Origin of the sequence: Bifidobacterium sp. M0353 (genome assembly GCF_016100645.1) — a bacterium.
Classification (GTDB): domain Bacteria; phylum Actinomycetota; class Actinomycetes; order Actinomycetales; family Bifidobacteriaceae; genus Bombiscardovia; species Bombiscardovia choladohabitans.
This window is the reverse complement of sequence record NZ_JACFSB010000001.1, coordinates 1,193,379-1,210,255: the sequence shown is the minus strand read 5'-3', so window position 1 is coordinate 1,210,255 and position 16,877 is coordinate 1,193,379. Positions and strand designations below refer to the sequence as shown.

The 16,877-nt window shown below is 61.1% G+C and carries 15 protein-coding genes and 3 tRNA genes; 12 read left to right on the top strand and 6 right to left on the bottom strand.

The annotated features are described in order from the left end of the window. Positions 1-160: 160 nt before the first annotated feature. The gene (locus tag H3V04_RS05010; protein ID WP_198177366.1) at positions 161-1,207 is read left to right on the top strand and encodes a universal stress protein; all 1,047 of its coding nucleotides are present in this window, start codon (positions 161-163) and stop codon (positions 1,205-1,207) included. Positions 1,208-1,279: 72 nt separating this feature from the next. Here the strand turns inward: H3V04_RS05010 and H3V04_RS05005 are convergent, their stop codons facing one another. Next, positions 1,280-1,693 carry an OsmC family protein gene (locus H3V04_RS05005; protein WP_198177367.1) on the bottom strand — a complete coding sequence of 138 codons (414 nt, stop codon included), beginning with the start codon at positions 1,691-1,693 and terminating at the stop codon, positions 1,280-1,282. A 142-nt stretch (positions 1,694-1,835) separates the two neighbouring features. On the opposite strand from H3V04_RS05005, the gene H3V04_RS05000 reads away from it, so the two are divergent. From H3V04_RS05000 to H3V04_RS04990, 3 genes are all read left to right on the top strand, one after another. Next, on the top strand, positions 1,836-2,711 hold the full coding sequence (locus H3V04_RS05000) for a thymidylate synthase (protein WP_198187410.1): 876 nt from the start codon (positions 1,836-1,838) through the stop codon (positions 2,709-2,711). Positions 2,712-2,800: 89 nt separating this feature from the next. Continuing rightward, on the top strand, positions 2,801-3,469 hold the full coding sequence (locus H3V04_RS04995) for a dihydrofolate reductase (RefSeq protein WP_198187409.1): 669 nt from the start codon (positions 2,801-2,803) through the stop codon (positions 3,467-3,469). After that, positions 3,469-4,008 carry a low molecular weight protein-tyrosine-phosphatase gene (locus H3V04_RS04990; protein WP_198187408.1) on the top strand — a complete coding sequence of 180 codons (540 nt, stop codon included), beginning with the start codon at positions 3,469-3,471 and terminating at the stop codon, positions 4,006-4,008. Before H3V04_RS04995 ends, H3V04_RS04990 begins: the two co-directional genes overlap by 1 nt. Before the next feature lie 66 nt (positions 4,009-4,074). On the opposite strand, the gene H3V04_RS04985 is transcribed toward H3V04_RS04990, so the two are convergent. The 3 genes from H3V04_RS04985 to galE all read right to left on the bottom strand — a co-directional run bounded on the left by H3V04_RS04985 (position 4,075) and on the right by galE (position 5,354). After that, positions 4,075-4,150 (bottom strand) — tRNA-Phe (locus H3V04_RS04985). A 47-nt stretch (positions 4,151-4,197) separates the two neighbouring features. Further along, positions 4,198-4,271, bottom strand: a tRNA-Asp gene (locus H3V04_RS04980). Between the two features lie 72 nt (positions 4,272-4,343). Then, the gene (galE, locus tag H3V04_RS04975; RefSeq protein WP_198187407.1) at positions 4,344-5,354 is read right to left on the bottom strand and encodes a UDP-glucose 4-epimerase GalE; all 1,011 of its coding nucleotides are present in this window, start codon (positions 5,352-5,354) and stop codon (positions 4,344-4,346) included. Positions 5,355-5,502: 148 nt separating this feature from the next. Here galE and trmB point away from each other — a divergent pair, with 148 nt between their 5' ends. The 4 genes from trmB to H3V04_RS04955 all read left to right on the top strand — a co-directional run bounded on the left by trmB (position 5,503) and on the right by H3V04_RS04955 (position 10,468). Then, positions 5,503-6,315, top strand: a complete 813-nt coding sequence (trmB, locus tag H3V04_RS04970; RefSeq protein ID WP_198187406.1) for a tRNA (guanosine(46)-N7)-methyltransferase TrmB — start codon at positions 5,503-5,505, stop codon at positions 6,313-6,315. A gap of 42 nt (positions 6,316-6,357) precedes the next feature. Beyond that, a complete protein-coding gene (locus H3V04_RS04965; protein WP_198187405.1) occupies positions 6,358-8,379 on the top strand; it encodes a translation factor GTPase family protein in 2,022 nt (673 codons plus the stop codon). Positions 8,380-8,491: 112 nt separating this feature from the next. Further along, entirely contained in the window at positions 8,492-8,878 is a 387-nt protein-coding gene (locus tag H3V04_RS04960; RefSeq protein WP_198187404.1) for a VOC family protein, read from the top strand. Between the two features lie 66 nt (positions 8,879-8,944). Next, on the top strand, positions 8,945-10,468 hold the full coding sequence (locus H3V04_RS04955) for an FGGY-family carbohydrate kinase (protein WP_373564669.1): 1,524 nt from the start codon (positions 8,945-8,947) through the stop codon (positions 10,466-10,468). Positions 10,469-10,563: 95 nt separating this feature from the next. Here H3V04_RS04955 and H3V04_RS04950 read toward each other — a convergent pair. Together H3V04_RS04950 and H3V04_RS04945 are read right to left on the bottom strand one after the other, a co-directional pair. Next, positions 10,564-10,635, bottom strand: a tRNA-Glu gene (locus H3V04_RS04950). Between the two features lie 60 nt (positions 10,636-10,695). Continuing rightward, positions 10,696-11,589: a glycosyltransferase family 2 protein gene (locus H3V04_RS04945; RefSeq protein WP_198180355.1), complete on the bottom strand. Its 894-nt coding sequence runs from the start codon at positions 11,587-11,589 to the stop codon at positions 10,696-10,698. A gap of 90 nt (positions 11,590-11,679) precedes the next feature. On the opposite strand from H3V04_RS04945, the gene H3V04_RS04940 reads away from it, so the two are divergent. Genes H3V04_RS04940 through H3V04_RS04925 form a run of 4 tightly spaced genes read left to right on the top strand, consistent with a single transcriptional unit; the run spans position 11,680 to position 16,872 of the window. Then, positions 11,680-13,119, top strand: a complete 1,440-nt coding sequence (locus H3V04_RS04940; protein ID WP_198182822.1) for an AI-2E family transporter — start codon at positions 11,680-11,682, stop codon at positions 13,117-13,119. Continuing rightward, a complete protein-coding gene (locus H3V04_RS04935; protein ID WP_198187402.1) occupies positions 13,119-14,345 on the top strand; it encodes a glycosyltransferase family 2 protein in 1,227 nt (408 codons plus the stop codon). The genes H3V04_RS04940 and H3V04_RS04935 overlap by 1 nt, the downstream gene beginning before the upstream one ends. Before the next feature lie 53 nt (positions 14,346-14,398). Next, a complete protein-coding gene (locus H3V04_RS04930; RefSeq protein ID WP_198187401.1) occupies positions 14,399-15,244 on the top strand; it encodes an ABC transporter ATP-binding protein in 846 nt (281 codons plus the stop codon). Next, complete coding sequence (locus H3V04_RS04925) at positions 15,241-16,872, top strand: hypothetical protein (RefSeq protein ID WP_198187400.1); 1,632 nt, start codon at positions 15,241-15,243, stop codon at positions 16,870-16,872. Before H3V04_RS04930 ends, H3V04_RS04925 begins: the two co-directional genes overlap by 4 nt. The last annotated feature ends 5 nt before the right edge of the window (positions 16,873-16,877 follow it).

Below are 16,877 nucleotides of genomic sequence, written 5' to 3'. Positions count from 1 at the left end.
TTGTGCAGGTTCAACGCCCCTACGGGGGCGTTTTGCATATTCAGCGTCGAAGTTCCTCGCGTGTTGGCCCTTGTCAACTTATTGATCAGGACTGCATGCGATATTCTGACAGAAAGAGCGATGTCGGTTTGTCATCGCCAAGTTTAAAGGAGGTCGTCGGATGAGCAACGACAAGGCTGTTCTGGTAGGCGTCGATGGCTCGGACGCCAGCTACAAGGCGGCGTGGTGGGCCGCCAACTACGCTAAGCATGCAGGGTTGACCCTGCAAATCGTCTGCGCATATTCCCTGCCCTCGTATGCGGCCGTCTCCTTCGATGCGACCTACACCACCATGGGAGACGACGTTGCGGCTCACAACGACGCCCAGGAGATTCTCTCCAAGGCCAAGGCCATCGCCGATGAGCAAGGTGTCGGTGCAGCCACACTGATTGTGACAGGGGATCCCTCATCGGTCTTCGTGGAACTGAGCCGCAACTACCGGCTGATTGTCATCGGAAACCGGGGCAAAGGCGGCCTGGCTGAGCGTTTGCTGGGCACCACAAGCTCCAGCCTGCCCGCCTATGCCTACTGCCCTATCGTGGTCGTTCCTTATACCGACGACGACGGCAAACTGATGCATCTGAGCAACGACATCAAGCGGGTCGCCGTGGGTTCCGACGAGTCCAAGTGGGGGCTCAAGGCCCTGCAGATCGCCGCCGCCTTCGCCGACAGCTGGAATGCAGAACTGGATGTCATGTCGGCAGTGCCCAATATCTCCGGACTGACCGGCACGGGTTCGGCCGAGGAGCGCAGCGTCATGGACTCCTACCTGGATGACCTCAATACCCGAATCACTCCTCTCATGAAGACCTATCCCGATCTGCGCATCAACAAGACCGTGGTGCCGGGGTCGGCTGTGGAGGCCCTGACCCAGGCCAGCAAGACACACGACGTGGTTGTGGTCGGTTCGCGTGGCCGCGGCGGCTTCACCGGGCTCCTGCTGGGATCGACCAGCCAGGGGCTCCTGCAGCATGCCGTCAGTCCTGTCTACGTGGTGCCGCGCAAGTACGTGGAGGCCGAGGAGTCCGGGCTCAAGGCCGCAGCCGAGGCGGCTGAAAGCACTGACGTGGCTGAGATCACCGGCGTGGAGCAGGTCTCTGTGGATTCGGCCAAGCCCGAGCAGCTGGCTGACCTGGAGTCGACCATCGACCCCGAACACAAGGAGTAAGGGCAAGGGGCGGGGACCCACGAAGTTCCATGAACCTGGGGGTCCCCGCTCCTCTCTTCTTGTCCTGTCGGATCAGTGGCGAACCTTGACGGAGATCCTTACCGGGGTCTCCCGCTGATAGGTGTGTGCCACGGTGCAGGACTTGGCGATATGGCGACGGACCCGCTCCTCCAGCTTGTCTGCATCATCCTGGGCCAGCCTGGCCGAAGTGGCATCGACGTCCACCTGCTCGTCGAAGCTCAGGTAAGCGTCATCGTCGGCGTCATAGGTGCCGTCCACCACGATTTTCGCCCCCTTGCCCTTGCCCAGGGCGCTCTCCACGGCGAATTGACTGGAAAGGGCTCCGCAGGCGGCCAGAGCGATCTTCATCAGGTCGCCGGGGTTGAACTGATCCTCGCCCTTGCCGAAGGTGATGTGGGCACCGTTGTCGCCATAGGCGTTCCAGGTGCCGTCCTCGTCGCGTTCGACCCAAAGTCTCTTGCCCATCTGTTCCTCCTTGTCCACACCCGGCTGGGTGCGTCATTCGGATCCGACCCTGTGGCCGGACCTGCTCCTCCAATCTAACCCGGACTCGGCGATTCGTCACCGGGGCGCGCTCAGCTGACCGAGGACTTGATAGTATGGCCGCATGGCCTTGACTTCCGAAGAACTGCAACGTATTCGCACACGCATCCCCGAGCGTCCCGACTCTGACATCCCCACCCCCTACGAGGACCTGGTGCGCACCATCCTGCGCGAGGGCACCCTGAAGTCCGACAGGACGGGCACAGGGACCATATCCCTGTTCGGGCGGCAGATGCGCTTCGACCTGTCGCATTCCTTCCCGTTGATCACCACCAAGAAGGTCTACTTCCGCGGCATCGCCTACGAGCTGCTTTGGTTCCTGAAGGGATCGCAGAATGTGCGTTGGCTGCAGGAGAACCGCGTGCATATCTGGGATGAATGGGCCGACCCGGAAACCGGGGATCTGGGTCCGGTCTATGGGGTCCAGTGGCGCAGCTGGCCCGCTCCGACCCCAGAGGACCCCCATCACACCATCGACCAGATCGCCAAGGTGCTGGATCTGATACGCACCCACCCGGACTCCCGTCGAATGCTCGTCACCGCTTGGAATCCAGCCCAGATTGACAGCATGGCCCTGCCGCCCTGTCATGCGCTCTTCCAGTTCTATGTGGCCGATGGCAGGCTGAGTTGCCAGCTCTATCAGCGCTCCTGCGACATGTTCCTGGGGGTGCCTTTCAACATCGCCTCCTACGCCCTGCTGACCCTGATGATGGCCCAGCAGGCAGGCCTTGAGCCTGGGGAGTTCGTCTGGACCGGCGGCGACTGCCACATCTACGACAACCATGTGGAGCAGGTTCTGGAGCAGCTGTCGCGCAAGCCTTACCCTTACCCGACCATGCGCATCCGCAAGGCCGACTCCATCTTCTCCTATCAGTACGAAGACTTCGAGGTGGTGGACTATCAATGCCACCCCGCCATCAAGGCCCCTGTGGCGGTCTGATGGTGCGCTGAGCCTAATACGGGCACCGTCGGATCCGAAGATTAGAATGTACTCGTATATCTACTCACTATGAGGAGTGAACACAACAGATGGAGCATGACAATAGTCGAAGCGGCTATCACGAACCCGAGCCCGGTCAGGCCGGGCTTCTAGGCGATGAGGAATGGCGGCATCAGGAAGAAGAGATAGGCCGCCGCTCATCGGTGAATATGATCTGGGCGCAGGCACGGGCCACCGACGGCCGGCGCGGCGCCATCGGTTACCACAATGCCCTGCCCTGGCATCTGAGTGAGGACATGCGGCATTTCAAGGAGCTGACCGTATCCCATCCTGTCATCATGGGGCGGCGGACCTGGGTCTCCATGGGGGAGCGGCCCCTGCCCAAGAGGGACAACATCATTCTGTCCAGTGACCCAGGGTTCCGGGCACCAGGCGCCACTGTGGTATCCGCGGCCGATGATGCCCTGGAGCTGGCCAGGCAGGAAGCCATTCCCGACGATGGGATGGATCGTAGTGAAATCTGGGTCATCGGCGGTGCGGGGGTCTTCAGTACCTTCTTTCCGCTGGCTGATGCAGCCTACGTGACCGACCTGGACCTGCAGACTCCGGCCGACGTCTTTGTGCCCGATATGGAGGAGCTGGTCAGCAAGCGGTTCTGGCAGGTGCGCGACAAGACCCGGTGGATGACCCCGGCCAAACCAGACCAGGCGGCTGCCATCCCGCGGTTCCGGTACGTCACCTATGGGAAGGTGCGTTGATGGGCCGGGATTCTGAAGGAAAGGCCTCACGGGGTCCCTACAACGTCATGACCGTCTGCACCGGCAACATCTGCCGGTCACCCATGGCTGAGGTCATCCTGCGCAAGTTCTTCCAAGATCGCGGACTGGATGAGGACCAGGTCAGAGTGGAATCCAGCGGGGTCAGCGACGAGGAATTCGGCAACCCCATAGATCGGCGTGCCCAGAAGGTTCTGCGCGAGCGGGGCTATGAGGTGCCGCCCGACCACTTCGCCCACCGGATCACCCGGGAGGAGGCCGAAGACGCCGACCTGCTGCTGCCCATGACGGCCGACCATATGCGCGCTCTGCTGCGTCTGCTGCCCGCAGGCAAGCGATCCGCCGTTCATCTGTACCGTAGCTTCGACCCGGATCTGCCCAGGCCGGCGCCGGGCCGGGAGAGCCAAATCGACCTGGTGGACCCCTGGTATGGCGGCCCCCGTGAGTTTGAGGTGGCCATCGATCAGATCGAACACACTGCGCCGTACATCGTCGACTGGGTGGTCCGTCAGCTGTCCTGAACGATGGATGAATGCAAATATCAATTAAGCCCCTGGGTTCCTTATGAATCCCAGGGGCTTAATGACTGGTGGCTCCGAGCGGGATCGAACCGTTGACCTAGCGATTTTCAGTCGCTCGCTCTACCAACTGAGCTACAGAGCCATGAACAGTCGAAAAGACCCGGACAAACCGGGCCAGACCATTCCCAGCGACTCCGGCCGGACTTGAACCGGTGACCTCCGCCGTGACAGGGCGGCGCTCTAACCAACTGAGCTACGGAGCCGAGGCTGCTCGAACAGCCAAGAGGAAAGTTTACATGAGCGCCGGAGGAATGCAAGCCCCGGCGCGTCGCTAACTAGTCCTGCTGCTGCCAGCCATCGGTGTCGATGTGGTGGGCGGGGTTGGCCTGCCATGCCTTCCAAGCTGATTCGACGATCTCTTCGACGCCATACTTGGCATGCCAGCCCATCTCGGTGTTGATCCGGGTGGGGTCGCCGATCAGGTGCGGCGGGTCGCCGGCGCGGCGGGGCTTGATGGCCTCGGTGAAGGGCAGACCCGTCACTTTCCTGACCTCGTTCACGATCTGGCGAACGGATGTGCCCTGGCCAGTGCCCACGTTGAAGGCATCGTAGCGGCGTTGGTCGCGGTCCAGATAGTCCAGGGCGGCGATGTGGGCGTCTGCCAGATCGGAGACGTGGATGTAGTCGCGCACGCAGGTGCCGTCGGGGGTGGGGTAGTCGTCGCCGAAGATGGCGGGTGCCTTGCCCTGCCGCAGCCTGTCGAAGAGCATGGGGATCAGGTTGAGGACAGCCGGGTCCTCCAGGCTGACCGGCCCGCAGCCGGCCACGTTGAAGTAGCGCAGGGCGCAGAAGCGGATGCCGTAAGGCTGCTCGCAGGCCCGGGCCATCCACTCGCCGACCAGCTTGGTCTGGCCGTAGGGGTTGATGGGGACCATGGGCTGCACGTCCTCGGGGACCACGTCGACCGGAGGTTCTCCGTAGGTTGCGGCAGAGCTGGAGAAGACCAGCTTCTTGGCGTCGGTCTTTGCCATGGCCGACAGGACGTTGATCATGCCGTTCAGATTCTGCCGGTAGTACCAGATGGGCTTCTCCACCGATTCGCCCACCTGCTTGCGTGCTGCGAAGTGGATGATCGAGTCGACCTTGTTTTCCTTGATGATCTCAGCCAGACGCTGGTCGGTCCCCGGTGCGGCCACGTCGGCGCCGTAGAGACGGGCATCACCGATCCGGCTGGGCTTGCCATAGCTGAGGTCGTCGACCACGACGACCTCCTTGCCGGCCTCCTGCAGGGCGTGGACCACATGGGCGCCGATGTATCCGCAGCCACCTGTAACCAAAACTGACATCTGCATGCCTTTCCTGTCGAAACCGGACGTACGAGCTTGTTCGGTTTTGCAATCTTTTGTTGTTTTTTGTTCTAGATTGAGTATATCACGGGCACATGTGACTCTTGTACCCGCTTGTATCCGCTTCCTAGGATATATATGAGCTGTGATGAGTGCAGAAAGACAGAGCAAGGCCCCCATGAGGTCAATCGTCTCCTATGTGAGGCGGTCCGAGAAGCTGAACGACCGGCTGGCGAGGGCTTGGGCTCAGTATTCCCCCAGATACCTACTCGATTTGGGCCAGGCTGAGGGTTCGTTGACGGTTGCCGGAAATCTGCGTTGTGATGCAGCAATGGTCAGGTCGGCTTGGGGACGGGATGCGCCGCTGATCGTCGAAATCGGATCCGGCCAGGGGGAGAACGTCGTGGCCAGCGCCCGGGAGCACCCCGATCGGAACTACCTGGCCCTGGAAGTCTATCAGCCGGGGTTGGCCCATACCATGCTGATGGCCGGTAAATCCGACCTGGATAATCTGCGGCTTGCCCAGGTCAACGCCCCGGACCTTCTGGCCCTGATGGCTCCTGGACTGATTGACGAAGTCTGGACCTTCTTTCCCGACCCCTGGCCCAAGATGAAGCACCACAAGCGTCGTCTGGTCCAGCCGGCTCTGGCTGGAGATCTGGCGAAGTGCTTGGTGCCAGGCGGCATCTGGCGAATCGCAACCGACATCGAGGATTACGCCCTGCATGTGCACGAGGTGATGGATGGCAACCCGAAATTCACAAACCTGGGCACCTTGCCAGTCAGTCTGCCCACCCGGCATGTCGGCAAAGGGACGGCTGATCAGGCCAAATCCCTGCCTCATGCCATGTTCATGGAGTCGGAGCGGTTCGAAGGCAGAATCGTAACCAACTTCGAGCGCAAGGGGATTCGGGCCGGCCGGGCCATTCACGACCTGACTTATCAGGTTTCGGCAGACTGACCGTAGAGTTGCGCATAGGCATGAAGAGCGAGGGAGGCCCCGATGGTCAAGAGGATAGTGGCGGGGATGCTGGCCCATGTGGATGCCGGCAAGACCACGCTCTCGGAGGCCATGCTCTACCGGGGAGGGGAAATTCGCCGTCTGGGCAGGGTGGACCATGGCGATGCCTATCTGGACACCAACGATCTGGAGCGGCAGCGGGGTATCACCATCTTCTCCAAGCCAGCCCGGCTGACCTATCACGATGTCGACCTGACCCTCATCGATACACCCGGCCATGTGGATTTCTCGGCCGAGATGGAGCGGGTCCTGTCGGTCTTGGATTATGCCCTTCTGGTCGTCGATGCCACAGCTGGATTGGAAGGGTATGTCGACACGCTCTGGCGACTTCTGGCGCGCTACGGGGTACCCACCTTCATTTTCGTCAACAAGTTGGATGCCCCTGGAGCTGATGCCTCCCGCATTCTTGAAAGCTGCAAGCAGCGGTGGTCTCCAGGCTGCTTCGATTTGAGCCGTGGACTTGAACATGGCGATATGGAGGATGTGGCCCTGCTTGACGAGGATGTCATGGACGAGTACCTCAAGACCGAGGATATATCGGATGAGAGTCTGGCAAGGCTGGTCGTAGGTCGCCGTCTCTTCCCATGTTTCCTTGGGTCTGCCCTGCGCCTGGACGGGGTCGACGTCCTCCTGGAGGGGCTGGGGCGGTACACCCTTTCGCCTGTGTACGACAAACAGTTCGGCGCAAGAGTGTTCAAGGTGTCGCATGATGACAAGGGTGCCAGGTTGACCTGGCTCAAGGTGACCGGTGGCGACCTGCCGGTCAAATCCTCTTTGACCACCGGACTGCGTCATGGAGATGACGCCGGCAAAGCGTCGGGTTCTGTTGCGGAGGCGTACGGGACAGCCGGAGATATGGGGAGGAACGGACACGGTGAGACCAGGGAGACGGTTGATCAGCTTCGTGTCTATTCGGGAGCTTCCTACACGTTGACGGACTGCGCCCAGGCCGGAAGCATCGTGGCGGCAACCGGCCTTGACCTGACACGTCCGGGGCAGGGGCTTGGGTGCGAGCAGAAGGATCTGATTCCTGTGCTGGAGCCGGTGCTGTCCTATGCAGTGGCTGCCGAAGGGGTGGACCCGCACCACTTGTTGAGCGCCTTGCGCATCCTGGAGGATGAGGATCCCCTCCTGCATGTGCTCTGGCAGGAACGGCTCCAGGAGATCCACCTACGTATCATGGGCCAGGTTCAGTTGGAGGTGATTCAGGTTCAGTTGGAGCGGCGGTTCGGCATGCAGGTCTCCTTCAGCCAGGGCGGGATTCTCTATAGGGAGACCATTGCTGCCCCCGTCGAAGGAGTCGGACATTTTGAGCCCCTCCGCCACTACGCCGAAGTCCACCTGCTCCTGGAACCTACGGAGCCGGGCAGCGGTCTCAGTTTTGCGTCGACATGCAGTCTGGATCGCCTGGAAGGGAACTGGCAGCGGCTCATCATGACCCACCTGGCGGAGAAGGAGCATCTGGGTGTTCTGACGGGGTCGCCCATCACCGATATGCGCATCACCCTGCTGGACGGCCGCGGGCATATCAAGCACACCGAAGGCGGGGACTTCCGCCAGGCCACCTACCGGGCCGTCCGGCAGGGGCTGATGAAGGCCCGCAATATACTGCTGGAGCCCTGGTACCATTTCAGACTCACCGTTCCCCAGGAGAATTTGGGCAGGGCCATGTCGGACATCTACCGGATGAAGGGCGGTTTCTCGGAGCCGCAGGCAGACGGGGATACTGTCGAACTGGAAGGGGATGCGCCGGTATCACAGATGCGTGATTATGCCATCGAGGTCAGCACCTACACTCACGGCAGCGGACATCTGACCTGTTTCTTCAACGGGTATCGTCCCTGCCAGGACCAGGTTGTTCTTGTGGACTCCATCGGTTATGACCCCGAGTCCGACCTGGAGAACACCCCTGACTCGGTCTTCTGTGCCCATGGAGCAGGATACCCGGTCAAATGGAACAAGGTGGAGGACTTCATGCACCTGCCCGGCGGCCAGTACATCTAAAAAGTAGCTCTGAGATTTGCGCTTGGTGATTCCAGGCATCGAACGGCACGGGGGAAGGAACATTCTGGGCGGTCTGTCGTTGTCGGTTGATGATTCACCTAGAATTACGGACATGATCGATCATCTGACGCTGAAGGTTCGCGACGTCCGGACTTCCATCGATTTCTATAGGAAAGCCCTGGCGCCATTGGGGTACGTGGCCAAGGCCCACCATGAGCCCACCATTGGGTTCGGTGCAGAGGATGATGGGGCCCACTCGGACTTTTATCTGACACCGAGCGGGGACGGGACCGGCTCGCCGGTGACCCACATAGCTTTCAGGGCCGCCGATGCTGCAATGGTGGATGCCTTCTACAGGGAGGCGCTCGCTGCCGGTGGCCGTGACAATGGTGCTCCAGGTCTGCGAGATTATCATCCCGGGTACTATTCGGCTTTCGTCTTGGACCCGGACGGGAACAATGTCGAAGCAGTGGTGGACTGGTCAGGAGCCCAGGGGTAACTGTGTCGGTCCACATACGGGATCATGCCAGCCTTCGGAAAGTCGGGAAAGCCTAGGATGGCCGGTATGACCTATACAGCCGCATTTGACGTGGGGACCACGCAGGTCAAGGCCGTTCTTGTGGACGACCAGGGTTCTGTCAGGGTGTGTGCATCCAGCGGTCTCCTGCCGATTGACACAGGTGACGGGCGTATCGAACAGAATCCCGAGGATTGGTTGCAGGCCTTCATCGAGGTGTCCCGTGACCTTTTGGCCAGGGCCGGGCGGAGCATCAAGCACTTCAGGAGCGACCAGGTCACCGGCATCATCATGAGTGGGCAGATGCAGGACCTGATCGCTCTGGATGCACAGGGGCAGCCAGTCGGGCCGGCGATCCTGTATGCGGATGGCAGGGCTCAAGAAGAGTCTGCTGAGCTGACTGAAACCTATGGGGCTGAGTCCTTCCGCGCCCACGTGGGCAACCCGTGCGATGGGTCCCTGCCTGTATCCAAGCTGATGTGGATGTCCAGACATCAGTCGGACCGGTATGCCCAGGTTCGCCATGTGCTCATCGATGCCAAGGATTATCTGATTTGGTGGCTGACCGGTGTCTACTGCGGCGATGTGACGGCCTGTTCGACGGCAGGTGCCATGGATCTGCGCTCGCGGACGTGGAGAAGGGACATCCTGGAAGCAGCAGGCGTGGATGCCGCGATCTTCCCGGAACTCCATTGGCCATGGGAAGGCGTTGGCACCAGCACGCCGGGCGCATCCGCTGCCACGGGGTTTGCTCCGGGAACCACGGTCTATGCGGGTATGGGGGATGCCGGGGCATCCACCTTGGCCGGCGGGGTGTTCCATCCTGGTCAGTTCAATATCAACCTGGGCACATCCGGGTGGATTGCCACAGTGACAGACCGGGCTGTAGCTGACCGCCCTGGAATGGTCAATCTGGCCTATCTGGGTACGGACAGCATCGTCAACACGGTGCCATTCCTCAATGCCGGAAACGTGCACGCTTGGGCCGCCGGAGTCTTTGCAGGGGGCGGTCCCACTGAGGGCGACGGCGACCCCTATCGACGCATGGGGCACTTGCTGGAATCCAGCCCGGCAGGAGCGCGCGGTGTGGTATGCCTGCCCTATCTGGTGGGGGAGCGCTTCCCGATGATGAATCCTTCGATTCGTGGAGCCTTTGTCGGTATTTCTTTCCAGACCACGGCAAGCGACCTTGCCCGAGCGGCGCTGGAAGGCGTGTCCTATTCGATTCGCCAGGGGCTCGACCTGCTGGGCACGCCCATCGAACGCGTCACCCTGATTGGTGGTGGCACCCGTGAGACCCAATGGTGCCAGATGCTGGCGGATATCCTTGACGCGACCGTTCAGGTGCTTGACGATGCCCATCTCATGCCTGCAGTGGCCTTGGCCGAGCTGGTCTCTGTTGGCAAACAGACCGGCTCGTCTTCCCGGCCCGATCTGCAGGCCTTGGAAAAGTTGGTGGAAGCGAATCTTGTTGGACGGGTCTATTCACCTGACGACGCAAACCGCCATGTGTACGATGCCGGTTACGACCGGTTCCGGCGGCTGTATCCGGCTTTGGATTCCCTCCGGTAGGTGCCCATCAGATGCAGTTGTCGCTCGTGGCTGGCGAGGACGATTCAGGCTGGCCTAATGATGGCAACAGGTTTGATTGCTTTCGCAGTGATTTGTACCCCCGGAGAGAGTCGAACTCTCGCTGTCAGATTGAAAGTCTGGTGTCCTAACCGTTAGACGACGGGGGCGAACGTGCCCATGATACCCGCCCCCTATGGACCAGGCAAGCCTGGTGTGCCGTCCGCTGGTCAGTGGTCCTCCTGGTCCAGCTCCTGGTCGCGCCGGTGGAAGAGCTCCATCTGTTCGCGGATCCAGACACGTTCCGCAGGGTTGATGTCGGCGGATTCCAGGTACTTCTGGTAGACGGGATAGAAGGCTCGCAGGATGGGGTAGATGGCGTAGAGGGTGTGCTCGGGCTTCTGCTCCCTGGTGTGTTGCGGGTGGGCGTCGAAGGTGTTCTTGAAACGCTGCATGTAGTGGCGGAAGGACGTAAAGGAGGTGTCCATCCGGCGGGCGCTGATACCCACGTTCATGTCCTTGCAGTAGACCGTCTTGAACCCCTGGTCGATCAGGTGCAGGGAGATATCGACATCCTCGTGCATGATGTCCTCCTTGTCCCTGCAGACCTGGTTGCGTATGGCTCGCCAGGCTGTGGCGCGCAGGGCCATGTTGGAGCCATAGAGTAAGTATTGCCCGTCGTCCGCCCGGTAGATGGCCCGGCGAATGGTGTTGTCGCCCTTGAGTCCGATCCGCTTGCCCGGCATGTCGTAGTAGGCCACTGGCCCGGTGGCGCCCATGGCCTTTGGGTCCCGGGTGAAGATGCCGGAGACCACTTCGACCCAGTTGGGACGAAGCATGCAGTCCGCGTCGATCCGGCCCAACACGTCGCCGGTGGCCCGGTCAAGTCCGTAATTGCGGGTGGGGATCAACCCCTGCTCACTGTCCTGATGGAGGAGCTTGACATGCTGGTCAGGGTGCTGATCGATGAATTTTTCGACGATGGAGGCCGTTGCGTCCGTGGAGTGGTTATCGACTACCAGTACCTCCTTGGGTGCCTGGCTCTGCCTGGTAGCGTTCAGGAGGCAGTCTTCAATGCGTTCTTCCTCATTCCAGGCGGGTATGACTATGGAAACGGTCAACATACCTCTCAGGATACGTGTGCCCGGATACACCGTCGGCTCAACCTGCGCCCAATAGCCCGCCATGTCAGCCATCTTGGGATAATGGAACATATGGCCAACGAGCAAAAGCAGCGCTTCGATTTCGCGACGGTCTTCCCGCCCAAGGGGGACCCGCGCCGACCTCCGGAATGGTTCGGCCGCGGCCTCCTCTACGTGGTCATAGCCGTCTTCCTGGCCTGGTTCGCCTACTCCTCCTGGTGGAAGATCGAATTCCTGGTTCTGGACGTGGTGATCGCCATCTTCGTTGCCCTGGCCATGGAGCCCCTGGTGCTCAGACTGGTCAAGCACGGCTGGCGGCGGGGAGCGGCCTCGGCGGTCACCCTGATAGGCCTGATCATTATCGTGATTGTCCTCCTGGGCATGTTCGGCAACCTGCTGGTCCAGCAGGTCATCGGCATGGCCAACGGCTTGCCGGCCCTCTATGAGCAGGTGGCGGAATTCATCGCCAGCCGCACCCCCTGGCACCTGCCGGCCATGCAGGATCTGGGCGGGGAGATCGTCAAGAACATCCAGACATCCTGGGTGACTGACTTCGCCGGGCAGGCCCTGAACACCACCGTGGGGCTGGCAGGGTCCTTCATCAACATCATGACAGTTCTGCTGGTGATCTACTACATCTCCGCCGCAGGCCCCAAGCTGCGCCGCAGCCTCTGCCAGTGGCTGGCCCCCAGGAGCCAGCGCCGCTTCCTCTTCGTCTGGACCATCGCCCAGGACCAGATCTCCAGCTTCCTGTTCAGCAGGACCATCCTGGCGCTCATCTCCGCGGCCTGCATGTCGGTCTTCCTGGTCATCCTCAAGGTGCCCTACTGGCTGCCGCTGGCCCTATTCTGCGGGCTGGTGTCCCAGTTCGTGCCCACCATCGGCACCTACATAGGCGGGGCCGTCCCCATCGTGGTGGCCTGGGGGAGCCGCGGACTGCTGATGGCTGTGATTGTGCTGGTCTACATCATCATCTACCAGCAGATCGAAAACATGATCCTGGCCCCCAAGATCTCCCAGCGGACCATGGATCTCAACCCGGCCATCGCCTTCCTGTCCGTACTGGCACTGGGCGCGGTATTCGGCGCCCTGGGCGCCTTCCTGGCCCTGCCTCTGGCGGCCAGCTTCCAGGCCATCTTCTCGGCTTCGGTCAAGCATTACGAGCTGATTGACTCACCGCTTATGCAGGATCCCAAGCCGGTCGGCAAGTCCAAGGTGGTCGAGGGTGTCGAGGCCTTCAACGAGCACGTGGTCCAGCCGGTGGCCAGCCATGTGGGCAGCCGGTCCGCAAAGGGAACCAGTGCCAGGGTTCGAGTGGAGGACCCTGTCATGACCATTGCAAGCCAGCTCTACCCGACATCCTCACCGACGGCCAAGGACCTGGACGAGTCGGCCACGGTGCCCATACCCAAGTCCGCCTCGGCCCCGGTAAAGCACAGACCGCTCAAGGGTACCGAGACCGGGGACGAGACCTCCGAAGGGGAGGACAACCCCCGCAAGGAGTGGCGCTGATGGCCCTGCTCAAAGTATTGGACGTTCTGATGATGCTGCTGGGCGGGGTGGGCATCGTCTACCAGGCCATCTGCATCGTCATCTCCTTCGTCTCCAAGCCGGTGGTCTTTCCAGAGGCCCCCTTCGACAAGCGGTTCGCCGTCCTTATTTCCGCCCGCAACGAGGAGAACGTGGTTGGCCATCTGATCAACTCCATCAAGGAGCAGACCTATCCATTCTCCATGGTCGACATATGGCTGGTGGCCGACAACTGCACAGACGACACCGCTGGGCTGGCCAGATCCCTGGGCTGCCATGTGGTCGAGCGGCAGGATCCGGACCGGGTGGGCAAGGGCTACGCTCTGACCTTCCTGCTGGAGCAGATACTCGATCGGGGTCTTGACTCCCGTTATGATGCCTACTTCGTCTTCGACGCGGACAACATCCTGGACCGTCATTACATCGAAGAGATGAACAAGGCCTTCCAGTCCGGCTTCCGCATACTGACCAGCTACCGGAACTCGGTCAACTTCTCGGACAACTGGGTCTCCTCAGGCTCGGCCCTATGGTTCATCCGCGAATCCCGGTTCCTCAACACATCAAGGATGGTCATCGGCTCCAGTTGCCATGTGGGTGGCACCGGGTTCATGTTCTCCAGGGAGGTTATGGAGCGCAACAACGGCTGGAAGTTCCATCTGCTGACCGAGGACCTGGAGTTCACCATGGACTCGGTTCTGCATGGCGAGCGCATCGGCTATTGCGGCACCGCCATCCTCTATGACGAGCAGCCGGTCACCTTCAAGCAGAGCTGGCGACAGCGGCTGCGTTGGAGCAAGGGCTTCCTCCAGGTCTTCCGCTACTACGGGCCTGCCCTGATCTCCCGGGCCTTCCGTGAACGCGACTTCTCAGCCGTGGACCTGACCATCCTGATCTGTCCCTTGACCGTCTTGGGCCTGGTCCGCTGCTTCTTCGGCCTGCTCTTCCCGGCTCTGGGTTTTGTGACCTGGACCAGCCAGGTGACCACCTTGATCGATGGCATTGCAGCTGGGATTCTGGGCCTCCTGGCCATGATGGGCCTGGCTGCCCTGACCGTGCTGGCCGAGCGGGACAAGATCGGCGCATCCAACAAGGAGCTTTTTGCCTACTGCCTGAGCTTCCCCATCTTCATGCTCAGCTACGTGCCCATCTCCTTCCAGGCCATTTTCGCCAATCCGGGATGGAAGCCCATCGAGCACTCAGGGCATTAAGGACGGTAGTCCCATAATCGGCAGCGAGATAGGGATACGCTAGAATTAAGGCCATGTCTGATGAAGCGCAAGCAACCAGCATGACCGCCCAGACGGCAGCGGTCCCTCCGCCAGATCCACAGGCAGCGGTTTCCATCCGTGCCCTAGTCAAGTGTTATCAGGGTCGGCCCGCTGTCAACGCCCTCTCTCTGGATATTCCCAGGGGATCCTTCTATGGGATAGTCGGCCCCAATGGCGCGGGGAAGACCACCACGCTGAACATGATGACCGGTCTCCTGGTGCCCGACTCCGGCAATGTCATGATCCTGGGCAGGGACGTGTGGTCGGACGTGGATACGGCCAAGCGGGTCATCGGCGTCATGCCCCAGGCCGATCAGATCTTCGATAGGCTGACGGGTCTGCAACTGCTGGTTTACTCGGGCATGCTTCGACGGATGCCGCGCAGTGAGGCGCTGGGGCGGGCCAGGGACCTGTTGGAGGCCTTCGACCTGACTGATGCCGGCGGCAAGCGGGTCTGTGATTATTCATCAGGCATGACCAAGAAGATCTGCCTGGCCACAGCCATGATTCATTCCCCTAGGCTCCTGGTGCTGGATGAGCCCTTCGAATCGGTCGACCCAGTCTCCAGCGCCAATCTCAAGGACATCCTGGCCGAGTATGTCGATACCGGAGGAACAGTGGTCATCTCCTCGCATGTCATGGCCCTGGTGGAGCGGATGTGCACCCATGTGGCCATCATCGACCATGGTCTGGTTCGGGCTGATGGTACGGTGGCCCAGGTCGCTTCCGGCGAGGATCTGGAGGATCGCTTCCTGGAGCTTGTCGGCGGCCGTCACCAGGCTAAGCGAATCGCCTGGTTGAACGGCTCCGGGTCCGAGGAAGACCAGGAGACGCAATGAGCGCGGCATCCACCATCATCGCCATGCGTTGGTCCATTACCTGGGGAACCACCAAGCGCTCCTCCTGGCAGATGGTCGGCGCCATCATCAGCCTGCTCATGGCCATAGGCATCTGCCTGGCCTCATGGCAGGGTGCGCTGACACTGGGGAGCTGGCTGCCCGGTGCCGGTCCGGGGGACCGACAGCGTATGGGAGCCATATTGGTCCTGTTCCTGGTCGGGTTGACTCTGGGAGTGATCCTGATTCAACTGGCCTTTCTGGGCCAGGGGTCGAACCTGAGCCCTTCGCGATTCGTTCTGTACGGGATTCCTGACAGCCAGCTGCAGGTGGGGCTCTACCTGGCTGGGCTGACCGGGCCTGCGGGATTGACGGGGTTTGTCTGCTTCCTGGCCCTGACGGCCATCTATGCCCGCATGGGTGTCGGAGCTGCGATCGTGGCTTTGATCGCAACCCTGCTGGCTGTCTTGGTAATGCTGGCCTTGTCCCGGGCTGTTTTGGACTTGGTCGGTACCCTGGTGGTCTCCAAGCGCACTCGATCCGGGCTCTACCTGCTGGTCACCATGGTGATCATGCTTTTGTGCATGTTGCCCTCTCTGCTGGACAGCGGGATTATGGATGGCATTGCAGTCGACACTGACTCCCTCAAGTCCTTGGCCGACACATTGGCCTGGACGCCACTGGGCGCTGCTGTCCGTCTGCCGGAGGACTTCATTTCCGGATCATGGTGGGCTCTGGTCGGACGACTGTGTATGGAGCTGGCCACCCTGGCTCTCTGCTTCCTGATCGGCATGCTGTGCCTGCGTCATGACCGTTTGCATGCTGGGGCGAGTGCTGAACGGTCGGTTGCCCCCAAGGGGCTGGGGATGCTGGGCCGGTCCCGGGACGCTGTGGATGCCATGGCCGCGCGATTGCTGATCTATCTTCGTCAGGACCCCCGCAGGCTTGTTAGCTATCCGCTTCTACTTGTTGTGGTGATTCTATACGCGGTAATCTTCCGCCAGATGCCCATGATGCTATGGTTGGGGCCGGTTGTGGGCGCCTGGGTGCTGGAAGTTCCCGAGGGCAACGCATTGGCCTACGATGGGCTTGCCCTGCGCATGGAGATAGCGGCGGGAGTGAAGGGTCGTGAGGACCGGCTCTCGCGTGTCCGGAGCCATCTGAGCGTGGCCATGCCCTGCATACTCCTGCTTGGACTGGTGACTTTGGCGCTTTCCGGGGCGATGAAAGGGGGACGAGATCTGGTCATCTCCCTGAATATGCTGGCTGTGACCGTAGGATTGCTCCTGTCTGGGCTGGGAGTTGCCCAGGTCTTCTCGGCTCTGCTGATCTATCCGGTACCCTCCATGGACCAACCTTTCGCCTCACCACAGGGACGAGCCGTTGCCCAGGGCTTCCTGCCCTTGCTGCAGTTGCTGGCTAGCCTGGTGATCATGCTGCCCACCTTCCTGGTGGCATTACTGGCCATGACCACGGTCGGGATTCTTCCGCTCTGGCTGCCCATGCCTGTCGCACTGGCGAACGGTCTGATTGTGCTTGCCGTTGGTGTCGCTATAGGGTCTCGAATCTTCGATCGTCGTCAGTCGGCCATACTGCTGACTCTGGATCGATATGCCTCTCTGCAGTCCTGAGACAG

Excerpts from the sequence above, each read along its gene's own strand:
- H3V04_RS05010 (WP_198177366.1), top strand. The coding sequence starts at position 161 with ATGAGCAACGACAAGGCTGTTCTGGTAGGCGTCGATGGCTCGGACGCC.
- H3V04_RS05005 (WP_198177367.1), bottom strand. The coding sequence starts at position 1,693 with ATGGGCAAGAGACTTTGGGTCGAACGCGACGAGGACGGCACCTGGAAC.
- H3V04_RS05000 (WP_198187410.1), top strand. The coding sequence starts at position 1,836 with ATGGCCTTGACTTCCGAAGAACTGCAACGTATTCGCACACGCATCCCC.
- H3V04_RS04995 (WP_198187409.1), top strand. The coding sequence starts at position 2,801 with ATGGAGCATGACAATAGTCGAAGCGGCTATCACGAACCCGAGCCCGGT.
- H3V04_RS04990 (WP_198187408.1), top strand. The coding sequence starts at position 3,469 with ATGGGCCGGGATTCTGAAGGAAAGGCCTCACGGGGTCCCTACAACGTC.
- galE (WP_198187407.1), bottom strand. The coding sequence starts at position 5,354 with ATGTCAGTTTTGGTTACAGGTGGCTGCGGATACATCGGCGCCCATGTG.
- trmB (WP_198187406.1), top strand. The coding sequence starts at position 5,503 with ATGAGTGCAGAAAGACAGAGCAAGGCCCCCATGAGGTCAATCGTCTCC.
- H3V04_RS04965 (WP_198187405.1), top strand. The coding sequence starts at position 6,358 with ATGGTCAAGAGGATAGTGGCGGGGATGCTGGCCCATGTGGATGCCGGC.
- H3V04_RS04960 (WP_198187404.1), top strand. The coding sequence starts at position 8,492 with ATGATCGATCATCTGACGCTGAAGGTTCGCGACGTCCGGACTTCCATC.
- H3V04_RS04955 (WP_373564669.1), top strand. The coding sequence starts at position 8,945 with ATGACCTATACAGCCGCATTTGACGTGGGGACCACGCAGGTCAAGGCC.
- H3V04_RS04945 (WP_198180355.1), bottom strand. The coding sequence starts at position 11,589 with ATGTTGACCGTTTCCATAGTCATACCCGCCTGGAATGAGGAAGAACGC.
- H3V04_RS04940 (WP_198182822.1), top strand. The coding sequence starts at position 11,680 with ATGGCCAACGAGCAAAAGCAGCGCTTCGATTTCGCGACGGTCTTCCCG.
- H3V04_RS04935 (WP_198187402.1), top strand. The coding sequence starts at position 13,119 with ATGGCCCTGCTCAAAGTATTGGACGTTCTGATGATGCTGCTGGGCGGG.
- H3V04_RS04930 (WP_198187401.1), top strand. The coding sequence starts at position 14,399 with ATGTCTGATGAAGCGCAAGCAACCAGCATGACCGCCCAGACGGCAGCG.
- H3V04_RS04925 (WP_198187400.1), top strand. The coding sequence starts at position 15,241 with ATGAGCGCGGCATCCACCATCATCGCCATGCGTTGGTCCATTACCTGG.